Origin of the sequence: Neisseria sp. HMSC061H08, from assembly GCF_001836795.1 — a bacterium.
Taxonomy (GTDB): domain Bacteria; phylum Pseudomonadota; class Gammaproteobacteria; order Burkholderiales; family Neisseriaceae; genus Neisseria; species Neisseria subflava_A.
This window is the reverse complement of the sequence record NZ_KV830562.1, coordinates 101,217-115,935: the sequence shown is the minus strand read 5'-3', so window position 1 is coordinate 115,935 and position 14,719 is coordinate 101,217. Positions and strand designations below refer to the sequence as shown.

The following is a 14,719-nucleotide window of genomic DNA, read 5'->3' as shown; positions in this document are numbered from 1 at the left end:
CCGTCTGAAGGTGGATAGTTTTTCAGACGGCCTTTAAATTATGGTAATTAAGATGAATATCCCTGAAAAATTTATTCGTCCATTCCCCTCTCCGGAAGAAGTTTTTTCTGAAGAGATAGAGCGTCATGCGAAACATTTTTTACCCATTTGTTCGCTTAATCTTCAATTTATACGTCCTGACAGTGAAGAGTTTTGGATACATTTCGTCCAGCCTGCGGAAATTCATTCGGGTTGCGTAGGTGAGCATACATCGGCATTTCATGACCGTTATAATTTTGAGGACAGTATTTGTTTTGATGTCGATGAGAACGGTAAATATCGTTTTAATGGCGATTGGCGTTTTTTTATTTTGGAAAACAAGGAAATACCGTCTGAAATCAAAACCAGAATAATGGAACAAGCGCAAAAGATTGCGGAAAAACAGGGTATGAGTTTTGATCAGGCAGTTTGGTATAAAACGCCGCATATTTATCGGCAGGATACGCAGGAAGAGTTAGAAAACGTATATAGAATCAATCATCTTTGTTTTAATGCCATCAAAAATTTGTATCTGAAATATGGAAAATTCCTTCAGGGATATGTACCTATTGATCTGGACAGCGAATATACTTTGGAAAAATTGGTTGCATTGAAGGAAACCGCAGATTCACAATGTCAGGGGGATGGGTTGGATAGAGATTTGATTGAGGATGCCGGCGGATTATCAGAGGGTATGTTGGAAGAAGGTTTCGACCATATTGATGAAATGTTCCAAGAAGAGTACGGTAATTTAGTGGATACACCCAAACGAGATGATGGAAAAGTTTTTCCTTATGTCGGCTATTTGAGCGGATATAAATTTCAGAAATATGGTTGCGATGAGTTATATCTATTTTTTGATGCGGACAGTAAAAAAGCCGTTGTCCGTTTGGTGTACAGTTAGACGATAAAGAAGATTTCTAAAAAAGGATGGGTCATGAAAACCCTTATTTCAGCAATGATTGGTGCATTTGTATTGGCTGCTTGCTCTACGCCTGCCGATAAGCCTTTATCAAGTCAACCACATATTTCTTCTGCCAAATCATCTGAATCACAGCAAATGAAAATGCCTACTTTAGCCGCTAAATGGCGTGTTGTCGCTTTCAATAAATTCACTGAAAAAGAATTGACGGATAAAAACGCTTATTTAGATTTCAGCGAAATGCCCAAGGCTCATGGCAATATGGGTTGCAATGGTATGATGTTTCAAGTGAATGTAATCGGCGCGGATAAAGTTGATTTTGGCCCTATCGCGGCAACCAGAATGCTGTGTGAAGACATGAAGCTGGAAGATGCGTTTTTGCATCGGCAAGGTATTTGGAACTATCGTTTTGACGGTAACGATTTGATTTTGGAACAAAAAGGCATCAGTATCCGTTTGCGCCGTGAATAATCTTCAAGGCCGTCTGAAAATAAATATTTCAGACGGCCTTTTGAATCTTTATAATAAGCCCTATTTGAAACTGATACCGAATATCAAGGAAATCTATTATGGCAGCTTCTCCAGAAGCCAAGTTTACCGAAGAAAAAGTCTTGTGGATCAAACACCATACGCCTAAGCTGATGACTTTTGCCATCAGCCGCCCTGAGTCCTACCGTTTTTCGGCAGGGCAGTTTTCGCGTCTTGGTTTCCGTGACGGTGAGGGCTTTATTTGGCGCGCGTATTCTGTCGTGTCTGCCGAATACGCCGATACGCTTGAGTATTTCGCGGTGTTAATCGAAGGCGGCCCGATGTCGGCGCGTTTTGCCGCGATGAAAGAGGGCGATACTATTTTGCTGGATAAAACGGCTACCGGTTTCCTCTTGCCCGAGCGATTCCCCGACGGTAAGGATTTGGTTATGCTCTGCACGGGTTCCGGCATTGCGCCTTTCCTCTCCATTATCGAGCAGCCTGAAATCTGGCAGCGTTTCGATCGTTTGGTTTTGGCGCATTCCGTCTCTTACGCCGACGAGTTGATTTTCAACCAGCGCCTTGCTGATTTGAAAGAGCATCCGCTGATTGAAGAATATTTCCATAAATTCACTTTTGTTCCGGTTACCACGCGTGAGGAAACGGAAGGCGCATTGAGTGGCAAACGGATTCCCGAATTGCTGAAGAATGGCGGCTTGGAAGAAAAAGTCGGCTTCAAGTTCACTAAGGCCGATACGCGCTTTATGGTTTGCGGCAATCCGGCAATGGTCAAAGACACTTTCCAAGCCCTAATGGATTTGGGCTATGCCATGCACCGCAACCGCATCCCCGGCGAAATCATGATGGAAAATGGTTTTTAATAGATAAATGGTCAAAGGCCGTCTGAAAGTTTCAGACGGCCTTCAATATTAAATATAAACCGAAAATCAGAGAAAATATGAATATCAAACAATTTATCCAAGCCTTGCCCAAAGCCGAGCTGCACGTCCATATCGAAGGGACGTTCGAACCGGAGTTGATGTTTGAAATCGCCAAGCGCAACCATATAGAGATTCCTTATGAAAATGTCAAAGCGGTACGGCAGGCTTATGATTTTCACAATTTGCAGTCGTTTTTGGATATTTATTATGCCGGTGCCGGCGTATTGTTGCACGAGGCGGATTTTTACGATTTGACCCGCGCGTATCTTGAGCGTTGCCGCGAAGACAATGTCGTGCATACGGAAATATTTTTCGATCCGCAAACCCATACTGCGCGGGGCGTGGCGTTTGAAACCGTGATTAACGGCATTGTCCGCGCCTGCCGTGAAGCCGGGCAGCAATGGGGCATAAGTACGCGTTTGATTATGTGTTTCCTGCGTCATTTGTCGGAAGAGAGCGCATTTGAAACCTTAAATCAGGCTTTGCCTTATAAAGAACACATCATCGGCGTAGGCTTAGATTCGAGCGAACTGGGGCATCCGCCGTCCAAGTTTGAACGTGTGTTTGCGCAGGCGCGGGCGGAAGGTTTGTTGACGGTGGCGCATGCCGGAGAAGAAGGCCCGCCCGAATATGTTTACGAGGCTTTGGACTTGCTGCATGTCCGCCGTATCGATCATGGCGTACGGGCGGAAGAAGACGAGGCGTTGATGGCGCGTTTGATTAAAGAACAAATGCCGTTGACCGTTTGCCCGTTGAGCAATTTGAAATTGAAAGTATTTCCGGAGATGGTAAAACACAATTTGCGCCGTATGTTGCAACGCGGCGTGTTGGTAACCGTCAATTCTGATGATCCGGCGTATTTCGGCGGCTATATGAACCGCAATTTTGAAGCGCTTGCCGAGGCATTGGATTTGAGTGCGGAAGAAATCAAAACCTTGTGCGCCAATTCGTTCCGCGCTTCGTTTTTGAGCGAGGCGGAAAAGGAAGAATGGATACGGAAGATTGAAGGTTTTCATGTTGAATCATGATAAAAGGCCGTCTGAAAAAGTTTCAGACGGCCTTTTATGATGGCGGTTAATAATCAACTTTGATTTTGGGCGTTTCCTGCGCGGCTTTGTATTCTTCTTCCAATTCAAAACGCAGCGGATACAAATTCAATTTTTCCATCAGCAGGCGGTCGCCGTCTTCGTCCGGATTGCCCGTAGTCAGCAGCTTGTCGCCGTAGAAAATCGAGTTTGCACCAGCCATGAAACACATGGCCTGCATGGATTCGGGCATATTACTGCGGCCTGCGGACAGGCGGACGTAACTGTGCGGCATGGTAATGCGCGCGACGGCGATGGTACGGACAAATTCCGTCCAGTCCAAATCTTCGGCATCGGCCAGCGGCGTGCCTTCCACTTTAACCAACTGGTTGATCGGCACGCTTTCGGGCTGCGGGTCGAGGTTGGCAAGGCTGGCAATCAGGCCTGCGCGTTCGGCGCGGGTCTCGTTCATGCCGACAATGCCGCCGCAGCAGACTTTCAAACCGGCATTGCGGACTTTGCCCAAAGTATCCATGCGGTCTTCGTGTTTGCGCGTATGGATGATGTCGTTGTAGCGGTCGGGATCGGTGTCGAGGTTGTGGTTGTAGTAGTCCAAACCGGCTTTTTTGAAGTCTTCCGCCATGCCGTCTTCGAGCATGCCGAAGGTGCCGCACACTTCCATGCCCAAGCTTTTCACCGCGCTGATGATTTCGGAAACGACAGCCACGTCTTTGGGCTTGGGACCGCGCCATGCTGCACCCATACAGAAACGGCTGGCGCCGCGCGATTGGGCAATTTTGGCTTTTTCGACGATTTCGTCCACGTCCATCATCTGCTCTTTGCCCAGATTGGTGTTGTGGTGTGCCGATTGCGGACAGTAGGCGCAGTCTTCGGGGCAGCCGCCGGTTTTGATGGAGAGCAGGGTGGAAAGTTGGATTTCGCGCGGGTTGAAGTTTTGGCGGTGGATTTCGGCAGCTTGGAAAACGAGGTCGAGGAAAGGCAGTCCAAACAAAGCCTCAACATCGCATTTTTTCCAATAACGCGCAGTCGGATGCGGCTTGCGCTCGGTTTGACGGCGCAAGGCTACGGGAGATACGGTCATAGTGTGTTCTTTCGTGTTTACAGCGACGCAGTGTCGCTGACGGCTTGACTGCCGGCGCAATGACGGCAGCAGCAGGTTTGAAATCAATATAAAAGGCCGTCTGAAACGGCGCAGCAAGTGTAACGCTTTTGGTAATGTAGGGCAAATGTTTCAGACGGCCTGAAATATGGTCTGCCCGGGTTTGCTATAATCGCATTTTTAATTTTTCCGTTTTCTTATGAACGCGCCCAAAGCCTTCGCCGTACTCGGCCCGACCGCCGGCGGTAAAACCGCACTGGCCTTAAATATTGCCCAATCGTTGCCGGTGGAAATCATCAGTTTGGATTCCGCGCTGGTGTATCGCGGTATGGACATCGGTACGGCCAAGCCGACTGTCGAAGAGCTTGCCGCAGTACCGCATTATTTGATTGATATTATTTCTCCGCTGGAAAGTTACAGCGCGGCGGATTTTGTCGGCGACTGCGTGCGCTTGGTGAATGAAATACATACGCGCGGTCGCTATCCGCTGATTGTCGGCGGTACGATGATGTATTTCCACGCATTGACGGAAGGTTTGAACGATTTGCCCAGTGCGGATGCGGAGGTGCGCGCACAACTTCAGGCGGAAAAGAACGAACATGGTCTGGCAGGCCTGTATCGCCGTTTGCAGGAAGTTGACCCAATCACGGCAGGCCGTCTGAAAGCCAATGACAGCCAGCGTATTGAACGCGCTTTGGAAGTCTATTTTTTGACCGGCAAGCCTTTGAGCGAACATTTCACAGAGCAAAAGCAGGCCGCGCCCTTATTGGATTTATGCACGGTTGCCCTGATTCCCGAAGACCGCCATTTGTTACACCGCCAAATCGAAAAACGCTTTTTAAATATGCTGGAACACGGTTTCCTCGATGAAATGCACGCCTTACGCCGCGATTATCCGCAGCTGCATGCAGATATGCCGTCTATGCGCTGCGTGGGCTACCGTCAGGCTTGGGATTATCTCGAAGGCGAAACCGATTATGACACCTTTGTCGAAAAAGGCATTGTCGCCACACGCCAGCTTGCCAAACGCCAGTTGACCTGGTTGCGGAAAATTCCTTTGGCGCACACGTTAGATCCTTACGCAGACAGCGATTATGTTCAGATGGCCTTAGCCTTGGCGCGTCAGCATTTTCAGGAATAATCCATGCTGACCACGCCACCACTTGCGCCTAAGACGTTGGCCGCATTAAAAGAATTGGGTATTCGTACACTGGAAGATTTGCAAAAAATCGGCGCAGTCCGATCGTTTCTATTGCTGAAAGCGTCGGGTTTGACCGTAACCAAAAGCACCTTATGGCAACTGGCTGCGTTGGTTTCAGGTGTGGATGCCCGGCGTATTTCCGAGGAGAGAAAGACGGAGCTGGGCGAGACATTAAAAAACCATCCGCCTGTTGCCGTTTTCCCTTCTCAAAACGATATGGAAACCTTTATGCGACTGGCGATAGAACAGGCCAGACAATCGGCGGCATTGGGCGAAGTGCCCGTTGGCGCGGTCATCGTATATCAAGGCAAGGTAATCGCAGCGACACACAATACCTGCATTGGCGACCACAATGTCAGCCACCATGCCGAAATCAACGCGCTTGCCGCCGCAGGTAAGACCTTGCAAAACTACCGTTTGGAAGATTGCGACGTGTACATCACATTAGAGCCTTGCTCCATGTGCGCATCTGCCTTGATACAGGCACGGGTCGGGCGCGTGATTTATGGTGCGGCTGAAGCTAAAACCGGTGCGGCAGGCAGCGTGGTCGATTTGTTTGCCGACAAACGTCTGAACAAGCATACCGCAATTTTGGGCGGCATATTGGCAGAAGAATGCCAAAGCGTATTGCAGGATTTCTTTGCGGCCAAACGTAAGGCCGTCTGAATTTCAGACGGCCTGTCAGCAAAAACACTTTATTTTAAATTTTCGGATTTCCCCATGTCAGTCAATCATTACGAAAACTTCCCAGTCGGCTCTATTGTGCTGCCGCGCCGTTTGCGCAAGCCGGTTCACGCCGTTTACGCTTTTGCGCGGACGGCGGACGATATTGCCGACGAAGGCAATGCCGAAGCAGTCGAACGTCTGCGCCAACTGGACGAACTGAAGGCAGAGTTAGACCGCATTACACAAGGTGGGAAACCGCAAACGGCTTTGATGCAGCGTTTGTATAACGAAGCGATTGAGCCGTTTCAATTGCCGTTGCAGCCGTTTTATGATTTGCTGGCGGCGTTCAGTCAGGATGTGGTTAAAACCCGTTATGAAAACTTTGGCGAATTGATTGCCTATTGCCGTTTGTCCGCCAATCCTGTGGGGCGCATTATGCTGCATTTGTACGGGCAAACCGATGAAGTGAGCATGGCGCAAAGCGACGGTATTTGCACTGCCTTGCAGCTGATTAATTTCTGGCAGGACGTGGCGGTAGATTGGCAGAAAGGACGCGTGTACATCCCTCAGGAAGATTTGCAGAAGTTCAAAGTCAGCGAAGAGCAGATTGCGGCCGGCAAAGCTGACTTTGCTTTTCAACGACTGATGGCACATGAGTGCCAACGTGCTTTTCAAATGCTGAAGGCCGGTTCGCTGTTGGGCAAAACCCTCAAAGGGCGAATCGGTTTTGAGCTGCGCATGATTATTGTCGGCGGCCAGTTGATTTTGCAGAAACTGGACGGTTGCAAATATGACGTGTTTAACCAGCGGCCGCTGTTGGATAAGAAAGACTGGATGATTATCATCAAACGGGCTTTGATGAAGAAATAAAAAAAGGCCGTCTGAAATTGATGTTTCAGACGGCCTTGATGTTTTCGATTAGCGGTTTTTCAAACGGTTGATGCGGTTGTCCAAAGAAGGATGGGTGCTGAACCAAGAATCTTTGGCTTCGCTGGCAATGCCCATTGCGGTCATGGTTTGCGGCAGATCGCTGGTGCCGCCTTTTAAGCGTTGCAGGGCGGCAATCATTTTCGGCGCGCCCACCAGTTTTGCAGCGCCCGCATCGGCGCGGTATTCGCGTTGGCGGCTGAACCACATCACAATGATGCTGGCGAGGAAGCCGAATACGATCTGCAATACCATGCTGACCATGAAATATGTACCTTGCGAAGTGCTGCCGTCATTGTTGCGCGCCACCATGCTGGAAACGATACGCGCCAAGAAGACGACAAAAGTATTCACAATACCTTGAATCAGCGTCAGCGTTACCATATCGCCGTTGCCGACGTGCGCCATTTCATGCGCTAAAACGGCTTCGACTTCATCGCGGGTCATGTGGTCGAGCAGGCCGGTGCTGACAGCGACGAGCGAGCTGTTTTTGGTTGCGCCGGTTGCAAAGGCGTTAGGCTCGGGAGAGTCGTAAATGGCTACTTCCGGCGTTTTCAGATTCCATTGGCGGGCTTGCGCTTCAACAGTTGTTAACAGCCAAGCTTCTTCTTCGCTTTGGGGCTGGTCGATGACGACGGCGCCAACCGAATGTTTGGCAATGGTTTTCGACATTAGCAGGGAGACAATCGAGCCACTGAAGCCGACGACTGCGGAATAAGCCAACAGGCTGCCGACTTGGTCGGTGCTGTTGATGCCCAAGATGGCCAAAATAACACGGATGACAACCAGAACTGCGATATTGGTCGCGATAAATAAGAAAATGCGTTTCACCGATTATTCCTTTTTAGTGTGGTTTGTGAGGTGATTTTTATATGGGCGCATTGTCTCAAAAACTCCATAGAGATGAAACAGCATGATAGGCAAAGGTATGCAAATTCAAAGCAATTGAAGCAAAGGCCGTCTGAAAAGGTAGTCTCAACCAGTGAGAATCGCTTTTCAGACGGCCTTTTATAGGTAAAACTATCTGCTGGCTTCTTCCAGCCAGTTGCGCGGCATAAGGAATTGATTGAGGCGTGCTTCGGGTGAACCTTCTTCCGGTGCATATTGATACTCAAAGCGAACCAAAGGCGGCATAGACATTAAAATGCTTTCCGTACGGCCGCCGCTTTGCAGGCCGAACAGCGTGCCTCTGTCCCAAACCAAGTTAAACTCGACATAGCGTCCGCGACGGTAGAGTTGGAAATCGCGTTCACGTTCTCCATAAGGCGTATTTTTGCGTTTTGCCACAATCGGCAGATACGCTGCGATATAGCCTTCCCCGACTGCCTTGATAAAATTCAAGCAGGTATCGAAATCCCAGCGGTTTAAATCGTCAAAAAACAGGCCGCCCACGCCGCGTGTTTCGTTACGGTGTTTCAAATAGAAATATTCGTCACACCATTGTTTGAATTCAGGATAAACCGATTCGCCAAATGGCGCGCATACGTCCCGCGCCACTGTGTGCCAATGCACGATATCTTCTTCAAAAGGATAAAACGGCGTCAAATCAAAGCCGCCGCCAAACCACCAAACCGGCTCGGCATTTTCAGGGTAGGCAATAAAAAAGCGCACATTGGCATGGCTGGTCGGGACATAAGGATTTTTCGGATGAATGACCAGCGACACGCCCATGGCTTCAAACGCCGCGCCTGCTAATTCAGGACGATGGGCCGTAGCAGAAGCCGGCATTTGGGTTCCCTTTACATGCGAGAAATTCACACCTGCCTGCTCGAATACTGCGCCGTTTTTCAATACGCGGGTTTCGCCGATACCCAGTTTCCCCGTCCATGCTTCATGCACAAATTTGGCTTCGCCATCTTCTTGCTCCAGCGCGGCGCAGATTTGGTTTTGCAGGGTTTTGAGAAGGGTTAGAACGGATTCTGTGTGCATGATATATCCTTGATGGTTTGTACTTACAAAATGACAGGGCGGAAGATGATTTAAGTTGTTGAAACTGTGTGTTATCTTTCTATTGCTTTGTTATGGGTAAATTTTTGCATGGGCCTATCTTGCAATCAAGCTTTACTCATCAGCAATAGATTGAAAGGTATCGATGATATTGCGATACCTTTCAGACGGCCTTGATTTATTCAGTAAAAAAAGTATGTGCGCCCAAATAGTTTTTGGCGTAGAACGGAGTGGAAAGTTTTTCGGTTTTGATGGTTTTGCCGCTGCTGGGTGCGTGGATAAATTCGCCGTTGCCGATGTAGAGGCCGACATGGGAATATTTGTGTGCGCCGCCGGTGTTGAAAAAGACAAGATCGCCGGCTTTTAATTTGCCGTCAGGAATTTTTCGGCTGGCTGCAGCCATATCGCGCGCGGTGCGTGGAAGATTGACGTTGAGGGCGTTTTTATAGACGAATTGAATCATGCCGCTGCAGTCAAAGCCTGTGGCTGTGGTGCTGCCGCCCCATTTGTAGGGCGTGCCGATCAGACCCATGCTGTGAAGCATCAATTCCTGCGAACCTTGTGTGCGGTCGATATGGGAAATGCGGACAGGTTGGACTTTTCTGGCGGTTGTTTGCGGCTTGTGGGATTTGTGTTTGCCGGTAGTGCCGCAGGAGGCCAACAATAGGCTGGTGGTACAAACAAATAGGGTTTTGCAGATGAGTCGAAACATGGTGAATTCCTCCGGCCGCATGATTTCCGTTTTCAGACGGCCTCTATAATAATCCTTCTATGGGCAGGATGGACAGGATTTTTGAAGTAATCCGTTTCCAGAACTTGGCTTCGGGTTCGTGTGCGTAAGTCCGTTTTTCGCTTGGGTCATACCAGTATAGTTTGTTGTAATTGCCAAGCGTTACCTGATAGGCGTAGTTTGGGGTGGTCGTAACGAGGGTTCGCTGCATTTGGCCTGCGATTTCGGGACTTTCGATGACGACACCCATTTCGGTATTGAGCCGTGCGGAGCGTGGGTCGAGGTTGAATGAGCCGATGAAAATGCGTTTCTCGTCTACGATGAATGTTTTGGCGTGCAAGCTGGTGGCTGAACTACCGGTTAAGCCGCGGTCTTTGGAGGTCGGAACGGCGTGGTTTGGCTGGAGTTCGTAAAGTTTGACTCCGGCTTTAAGCAAAGGCTTGCGGTATTTGACGTAGCCGGAATGGACGGCGGCAACGTCGGTTGCTTGGAGCGAATTGGTCAAAACGGTAACGTCCACGCCGTTGTGTATCAGCTTTTCTATGGCCTTAACGCCCGATTTTGTGGGCACAAAATAGGGGGAGACAAGGTAAACGCTTTTTTCGGGTTGCTTGAGGGCGTCTTGCAGGCGTTCGGAAATAGGCGGTTTATGTCGGTCTCGGTCTAAGCCTTTGGCCGGATCGTCGCTGATTAAACGTGTGCTGACGCTTTGCCATTCCATAAGGTTGCTCTGCATTTTTTGATAGAGGTTGGAGTGTTCGATGCTTTGACGGTAGCGGATGAGCGTTTGATTTTTATCTTGGTCGGTGTAATCAAGCTCTGCCAATCCTTTTTGCAGGTTTCCTCGTTTGATGATGCTTGTTGCGTTATAAGCGGAATGGCTTGCCCAATAGCGGTCGAAGTCTTGGGAAACTTCGGTTACGACGCGGCCTGTGGCGAGGATATCGAGGTCGGCAAAGATGGTATCGTCGTTAACCTTAAAATATTCGTCGCCGATATTGCGTCCGCCCAAAATGGTGGCACGGTTGTCGGCGGTAAACGATTTGTTGTGCATTCGGCGGTTAAGTCGCGGAAAGTCGGCAACATAGCCGAGTGCACGCCATTTTCTGAAAATAAAGGGATTAAACAGACGGACTTCGATATTGGGATGATTGTCGAGTGCAAGCAGGAGATCATCCATGCCGTTGGTGTTGTTGTCGTCCAGAAGCAAACGCACACGGACGCCGCGTTCGGCCGCGCGATGAATTAGGTTGAACAAAAGCTTGCCAGAGATGTCGTTGTGCCAGATATAGTACTGCAAATCGAGGGTATGGTCGGCGGATTCAATCAGGGCAGCACGGGCGACAAAGGCTTCATGGGCATCGTTCAGCAGATAGATATGGGAAATATCGGCCTTGGAGGGAGTAGAAGGAATACCTAAAGCGCTGTCCAGTCGCGGCGTTGCAGGGATGTCAAGATAACTGCTTTGGGTGCGTTCGTCCAATGAAGGCAAAAACGCGGCGCAACCGCCCAATAGCAGGGTATAAAGAAAGGGAAGATGAAATTTCATGGGAAACCGGTACAAACAATCCCTACCTAAATGACATTTAGGCAGGGATTGAAGTGAAATTAGGTTGCTTGAATCAGCTTAGAAGGCAACATAATTTGCCGGATTGACCGGTTTGCCGTTTTGACGGATCTCAAAGTGCAACTGGGTACGAGATGCATCGGTATTACCCATGTGCGCAATGGTTTGACCGCGTTTAACGGTTTGGTTTTCATTAACCAGCAGGCGTTGGTTGTGGCCGTATGCGCTCAAGAATGAAGAGTTGTGTTGGATGATGACCAAGTTGCCGTAACCGCGCAAGCCTGAGCCTGCGTAAACGACTTTACCGTCTGCCGCCGCAACAACAGGCTGGCCTTGCGTACCGGCGATATCCACACCTTTGTTGCTGCCGCCGAAGTTGGCGATAACGTTACCTGTAGTCGGACGCTGCCATGTGATGCCGCTGACGTTGCGGCTACTGCCGGTAGACACGGTTGGTGTATTGGCAGGTGTGCTTGGAGCCGGAGCAGTGGTTGTAGTTGTTGGAGTAGAAGGTTTGCTTGCAGAAGCTGCAGGTGCAACGTAGCCTTCAGGTTTCACGCGCAGGGTTTGACCAATGCTGATGGTGTTGTCGGCCAGGTTATTCCATGCACGCAGATTGTCTTGGGTAATGTTGTAGCGTTTGGAGATGTTGTAAACGGTATCACCACGAACAACAGTATGTGTCGCTGCATTGATATCAACAGGCGCGTAAGAAGGCGTGTAAGTGCCGGTGCTGCCGCTGTTGTATGTTGGAGCAGGTGTACTTGCCGGCGGAGTGTATGGAGCATCTGCCGCTGGGCTGGTGTTGGTATTGTAAGGCGCTGCACCGTAAGGATTGTCAGCGGTAGAGCCTGTTGTTGAACCACCGCTTTGTGTGCCGACGACTACAGGAGCCGGTTGTTGGCTGGCACAGGCTGCAAGTAATAAAACCAAAGCTGCCGATCCGGCATAAGATACACTTTTTTTCAACATGTTAATGACTTTCGTATTCGGGTAATTGTTCTCGTCGGAGCATATCATAATAAAAATATGCTTGTTTCTCAAGTGTTCGGCTGTTAGGGACTGTTAAGGCGCAGGGATTTCTGACCAAAAGGAAGCGGTTTGCTCCATTTGTCCGTAGGCAGTCAAATCGACTTGCAGGGGGGTAATCGTGATGAAGCCGGACGCGCATTCGCCAAAGTCGGTACCTTCTTCGCTGTCGGAAACATCGCCGACCGGCCCAATCCAATAAATTTGTTCGCCACGTGGATTATACATGGGAACAATGCTTTGTTCATGATGGCGACGACCGAGCCGTGTAATTTTTATGCCTTGGATATCCTCAGGTGCGACGGCAGGGATATTGATGTTCCATAAGATGGGTTCGGAAATAGGGCGTTTGAGAAAGTAGGAAAGCAGGATCCAAGCGGCTTTTTCTGCGGTTTCCCAATAACGGCCGCTGGAGTCGGCAAGCGAGAAAGCAATGGCGGGAATACCCATCAGGTAGGCTTCCGTCGCGGCGGCAACCGTACCGGAATAAAGTGTATCGTCGCCCATGTTCGCGCCGTTGTTAATGCCGGACAAAACTAAGTCGGGTTTGAAATCGGCAAGGGCGTATTGACCGACATGAATACAGTCGGTAGGCGTGCCGTTCACATAGTAAAACCCATTTTCCGCCTGTTTCAGTTGTAAAGGACGGTCTAAAGTCAGGGAATTACTGACGCCGCTGCGATCGCGTTCGGGCGCAACCACCCTGACATTGGCAAATTCTGCACACACTCTTGCCAAAACTGCCAAACCGGGCGCAAGATAACCATCGTCGTTTGAGATTAATATGTTCATGTGACAATATTGTGTCTATTGGTAAGATGGGCGGTATTGTACTGGTTTGCTTGAGCGATTGTCCACGAATCGGCAACGTTTGGGCGGAAAGGATAATAATGAAACATTATGAGTTAGACCCCAAAGCTTTATTGGGCGGCGTGATTGCTTCAGACGGCAATCAGGAGATTGTTCAGCTTTCACTGCAGAAGAATAATGAAATTCCGGCATATGAGGCGGATGCGATTATTTTGCTTTTGGTTTTAAACGGCAAAGCCGAAATCAAAACGGTGGACGAAGTTTTGCAAACCGAAGGCTTGCAAGTTATTCGTCTTGAGCCGATGGAGGCGCACAGCATTCGCGCGTTGGCCGATAACACCAATATTTTGGTTATCAAACAATTGATTCACGAAACCGGTCTCAGCAAACGTTTGAGATTTGGAAGTTGCTGCCTGTAATGCAATAAAGGCCGTCTGAAAAGTTTCAGACGGCCTTTTTTAAAATCAACTAGGTTTATTTCAAACCTTTTTTCACCAAGTCTTCATAACCGCCATGGTTGGTTACATTGGTGTAGCCGGCTTTTTTCAGCTCGGTCAACGCAGCTTCTGCACGGCGGCCGCTGCGGCAGTAGAGGTTTACCGGCGCATTTTTATCCGGGCTGACGGATTTGATGCGGTCAACGATTTGGTCATGCGGAATATTGAGCGCACCTTGCAAATGGCCTTCTTTAAATTCTTCGGCAGAGCGGACATCAATCCAAACGCCTTTTGCTTTTACAGGTTGTGCCGCGCTTTTTTCAACTTTAGGCATAGAGGCTGCGGAAGCGGCCAAAGGAGTGGTAATAGCGGCGGCAAAAAGTACGGCGGTCAGCAGTTTCTTCATGGTTCAATCTCCTATTAGACAGAAAACAATATGATAATTCTATCAGTTTAGCATTTCATCAGGCCGTCTGAAAGGGGAGTCGGCTTTCAGACGGCCTGATTTTACAAACCGATTAGCGTTGGGTTTCTACTGCTTCCAAAGCGCGCAAAGCGTAGGTATAAGCGGCACCAGCATTCAGTGCGATAGCGGTGGCCAATGCGCCGGCGATTTCACTTTCGGTTGCCCCAGCTTTGGCTGCGGCGGCTGCATGCACGCTGATGCAGCTTTCGCAACGCGTGGTAATGGCAACGGCAATGGCGATCAGTTCGCGTGTTTTGGCATCCAGTGCTTCGGCAGCGGCTGCTTGATCCAGTGCGCCGTAGGCTTGCAGCATTTTAGGATGGTTTTTACCCAGTTCGCCGAATGCTTTTTTTACCAAGGCGGTATGTTCAGGCCAGTCTTTAAACATGATATGTCCTTTCTTAATGTGAGTGGATAAGATAAAAAATCCTATCCGTTTGTGTTT

General features: G+C 49.2%; 17 protein-coding genes. 8 read left to right on the top strand and 9 right to left on the bottom strand.

What is annotated here, in order from left to right:
• Positions 1–52: 52 nt before the first annotated feature.
• From HMPREF2675_RS04565 to HMPREF2675_RS04550, 4 genes are all read left to right on the top strand, one after another.
• The gene (locus HMPREF2675_RS04565) at positions 53–922 is read left to right on the top strand and encodes a hypothetical protein (protein ID WP_141759950.1); all 870 of its coding nucleotides are present in this window, start codon (positions 53–55) and stop codon (positions 920–922) included.
• 33 nt (positions 923–955) lie between these two features.
• Complete coding sequence (locus tag HMPREF2675_RS04560; protein ID WP_070814211.1) at positions 956–1,411, top strand: META domain-containing protein; 456 nt, start codon at positions 956–958, stop codon at positions 1,409–1,411.
• Positions 1,412–1,509: 98 nt separating this feature from the next.
• A complete protein-coding gene (locus HMPREF2675_RS04555; protein WP_070608885.1) occupies positions 1,510–2,289 on the top strand; it encodes a ferredoxin--NADP reductase in 780 nt (259 codons plus the stop codon).
• A 77-nt stretch (positions 2,290–2,366) separates the two neighbouring features.
• A complete protein-coding gene (locus HMPREF2675_RS04550; RefSeq protein WP_070814210.1) occupies positions 2,367–3,377 on the top strand; it encodes an adenosine deaminase in 1,011 nt (336 codons plus the stop codon).
• Between the two features lie 46 nt (positions 3,378–3,423).
• Here the strand turns inward: HMPREF2675_RS04550 and bioB are convergent, their stop codons facing one another.
• The gene (gene bioB, locus HMPREF2675_RS04545) at positions 3,424–4,476 is read right to left on the bottom strand and encodes a biotin synthase BioB (protein ID WP_070814209.1); all 1,053 of its coding nucleotides are present in this window, start codon (positions 4,474–4,476) and stop codon (positions 3,424–3,426) included.
• Positions 4,477–4,693: 217 nt separating this feature from the next.
• On the opposite strand from bioB, the gene miaA reads away from it, so the two are divergent.
• From miaA to hpnC, 3 genes are read left to right on the top strand one after another with little or no spacing between them, the layout of a single operon-like run.
• A complete protein-coding gene (gene miaA, locus HMPREF2675_RS04540) occupies positions 4,694–5,635 on the top strand; it encodes a tRNA (adenosine(37)-N6)-dimethylallyltransferase MiaA (protein ID WP_070814208.1) in 942 nt (313 codons plus the stop codon).
• Between the two features lie 3 nt (positions 5,636–5,638).
• A complete protein-coding gene (tadA, locus tag HMPREF2675_RS04535; RefSeq protein ID WP_070814207.1) occupies positions 5,639–6,361 on the top strand; it encodes a tRNA adenosine(34) deaminase TadA in 723 nt (240 codons plus the stop codon).
• A 54-nt stretch (positions 6,362–6,415) separates the two neighbouring features.
• A complete protein-coding gene (gene hpnC, locus HMPREF2675_RS04530) occupies positions 6,416–7,231 on the top strand; it encodes a squalene synthase HpnC (RefSeq protein ID WP_070814206.1) in 816 nt (271 codons plus the stop codon).
• Positions 7,232–7,279: 48 nt separating this feature from the next.
• Here hpnC and htpX read toward each other — a convergent pair whose 3' ends face one another.
• The 6 genes from htpX to surE all read right to left on the bottom strand — a co-directional run bounded on the left by htpX (position 7,280) and on the right by surE (position 13,353).
• Complete coding sequence (htpX, locus tag HMPREF2675_RS04525; protein WP_070814205.1) at positions 7,280–8,119, bottom strand: protease HtpX; 840 nt, start codon at positions 8,117–8,119, stop codon at positions 7,280–7,282.
• Positions 8,120–8,308: 189 nt separating this feature from the next.
• The gene (gene hemF, locus HMPREF2675_RS04520) at positions 8,309–9,217 is read right to left on the bottom strand and encodes an oxygen-dependent coproporphyrinogen oxidase (protein WP_070814204.1); all 909 of its coding nucleotides are present in this window, start codon (positions 9,215–9,217) and stop codon (positions 8,309–8,311) included.
• A 196-nt stretch (positions 9,218–9,413) separates the two neighbouring features.
• Positions 9,414–9,947, bottom strand: coding sequence for a C40 family peptidase (locus HMPREF2675_RS04515; protein WP_070814242.1), 534 nt, complete (start codon positions 9,945–9,947; stop codon positions 9,414–9,416).
• A 43-nt stretch (positions 9,948–9,990) separates the two neighbouring features.
• Positions 9,991–11,514 (bottom strand): phospholipase D family protein, encoded by a 1,524-nt coding sequence (locus HMPREF2675_RS04510; RefSeq protein WP_070814203.1) that lies wholly within the window; start codon positions 11,512–11,514, stop codon positions 9,991–9,993.
• 78 nt (positions 11,515–11,592) lie between these two features.
• On the bottom strand, positions 11,593–12,504 hold the full coding sequence (locus HMPREF2675_RS04505) for a peptidoglycan DD-metalloendopeptidase family protein (protein WP_070608900.1): 912 nt from the start codon (positions 12,502–12,504) through the stop codon (positions 11,593–11,595).
• A 93-nt stretch (positions 12,505–12,597) separates the two neighbouring features.
• The gene (gene surE, locus HMPREF2675_RS04500) at positions 12,598–13,353 is read right to left on the bottom strand and encodes a 5'/3'-nucleotidase SurE (protein ID WP_070735134.1); all 756 of its coding nucleotides are present in this window, start codon (positions 13,351–13,353) and stop codon (positions 12,598–12,600) included.
• A gap of 98 nt (positions 13,354–13,451) precedes the next feature.
• Between surE and HMPREF2675_RS04495 the strand changes: the two genes are divergently transcribed.
• Positions 13,452–13,790 (top strand): cupin domain-containing protein, encoded by a 339-nt coding sequence (locus HMPREF2675_RS04495; protein WP_004520298.1) that lies wholly within the window; start codon positions 13,452–13,454, stop codon positions 13,788–13,790.
• A gap of 55 nt (positions 13,791–13,845) precedes the next feature.
• Here HMPREF2675_RS04495 and HMPREF2675_RS04490 read toward each other — a convergent pair whose 3' ends face one another.
• On the bottom strand, positions 13,846–14,214 hold the full coding sequence (locus HMPREF2675_RS04490) for a rhodanese-like domain-containing protein (RefSeq protein ID WP_070814202.1): 369 nt from the start codon (positions 14,212–14,214) through the stop codon (positions 13,846–13,848).
• A 112-nt stretch (positions 14,215–14,326) separates the two neighbouring features.
• Positions 14,327–14,662, bottom strand: coding sequence for a carboxymuconolactone decarboxylase family protein (locus HMPREF2675_RS04485; protein ID WP_003686488.1), 336 nt, complete (start codon positions 14,660–14,662; stop codon positions 14,327–14,329).
• Positions 14,663–14,719: the final 57 nt, after the last annotated feature.